General features: G+C 70.8%; 1 protein-coding gene. It reads right to left on the bottom strand.

Annotation, left to right across the window (positions count from 1 at the left end; translation table 11 throughout):
* Positions 1–167 precede the first annotated feature (167 nt).
* A complete protein-coding gene (locus ABZ806_RS45025) occupies positions 168–1,544 on the bottom strand; it encodes an IS1380 family transposase (protein WP_500226127.1) in 1,377 nt (458 codons plus the stop codon).
* Positions 1,545–1,670: the final 126 nt, after the last annotated feature.

The following is a 1,670-nucleotide window of genomic DNA, read 5'->3' as shown; positions in this document are numbered from 1 at the left end:
GCTAACCTCGATCTTTCACAGCACCGACTGGGTTGTGTAGCGGCCTGACTCGGTGTGCGTTTTGTGTGGGTGGTCAGGCTGGTGGCCCGGATGTCGCTCCGGGTGGGCGGGGTTCCACGGGCCCTGGTGGTCTCCTTTCTGGGGTTGTCGGGGTGGGTTGGTGCTGGTCAGCCGGGGTTGGGTAGTGCTGCCAGGCGTGCCAGGGCGTCGGTGATGATGCTGGTCCAGGGCCAATGTTCGGGCAGGCGCAGGATGTGCCTGCGTCCGGTGGTGACCAGCCGTCCGGCGGCGTGCAGCAGCCGCAGGCGCAGGCGGCGGGGTTCCCAGGTCCGGGCGGGGCCGGTGAGGGCGAGCATCGGCATCCAGGCCAGCAGGTCCAAGGCGAGCTGGACGATCTCCAGCCAGATCTGGTTCTGCGCGGTGTGGTGCAGGGGCAGGTTGCGCAGGCCGGTGGCGCGGGCGGCGCGGATGCGGTCCTCGGCGCGGGCGCGGCGGCGGTGCCGCAGCTCCAGTTCGGCGATCGGCATGGTCGTGGTGTTGGTGGCAAAGCAGGTCAGGCGCATGCCGTCGGCGTCGGTGAACCGCAGCTGGGCGCCCGGGTGCGGGCGTTCCTTGCGCACGATCAGCCGCATCCCGTCCGGCCAGCCGTCCAGGAGCCGGCCGCTGAGTTCGGCGACCCAGGCACCGTCCCGGATCTGCCCGCCGGGTTCGATCGCCGGAGTCCAGGCCGAGGCGGGGATCTGCAGCACGGCGGCGTGAATCTGCTCGGTGATGGTCATTCCGACCGAGTACGACAGCCACCGGCCGCGCGCGGCGACCCAGTCGACGAATTCGTGGGTGCCGCCGGCGGTGTCGGTGCGGATCAGGGTCTTGCGGCCGCGCCGGTAGCGGCGCGGCAGTTGGGCCAGCGCCAGTTTCGCGGCGGTGATGTGGTCGGCGGCGGTGTTGCTGCCGGCGTTGCCGGGGCGCAGCAGACCCGCGACCGGCTCACCGGATCCGCCGTCGCCGTGGTCGACGAACCCCATCAAAGGGTGATGGCCGAAGGTGCGCTTCCAGGTCGGGGCCGCGTCCTGCTTGTCCGAATGCGCGATCACCAGCACCCCGTCCAAGTCCACGGTCACCTGCCCGCCGGCGTCGGGGGCGTCGTCGCCGGCCAGCGTCCACACCCGCTCGCGCACATCGGCGCGGGCCCGGCGCACCGCCTTGAGCACCCGCTGGCCGGCACCGGCGAGGGTGTCGATCAGGCGGGACACGGTCGGGTCGGAGGCCACCGGCCCGAACACGCCCGGCTCGGCCCGCAGCATCGCCACATCGGCCAGGCAGTCCCCGCCCAGCGCCACCGCCAGCGCCACATCCAGCAGAACCTTGCCCGGATCATGCACCGCCCGCGGCCGACGCCAGGGCGCCAAAGCCTGCGACAACGCCCCGTCCAGCCCACTCTTGCGGACCGTCTCCACCAGCAGCACGGCCCCGGCCTGGGAGACCACCCCGCGACCGTCGCCATCGACACCCACACGCGGATAAGACCCGATACGCTTGCTCACCTGAAAAGTGCCTTCTGGACTGGTACGGACAGGACCCTCAACAAGCCCTATCCTCCCAGCACAGAGGCACTTTTCTTATCTAAACGGTCACTCTCGACCCACCGCCCGGTGAAAGCCCGAGGCTAA

The organism is Spirillospora sp. NPDC047418, assembly GCF_040643275.1.
Lineage (GTDB): Bacteria > Actinomycetota > Actinomycetes > Streptosporangiales > Streptosporangiaceae > Spirillospora.
This window is presented reverse-complemented; position numbering and strand designations above follow the sequence as displayed.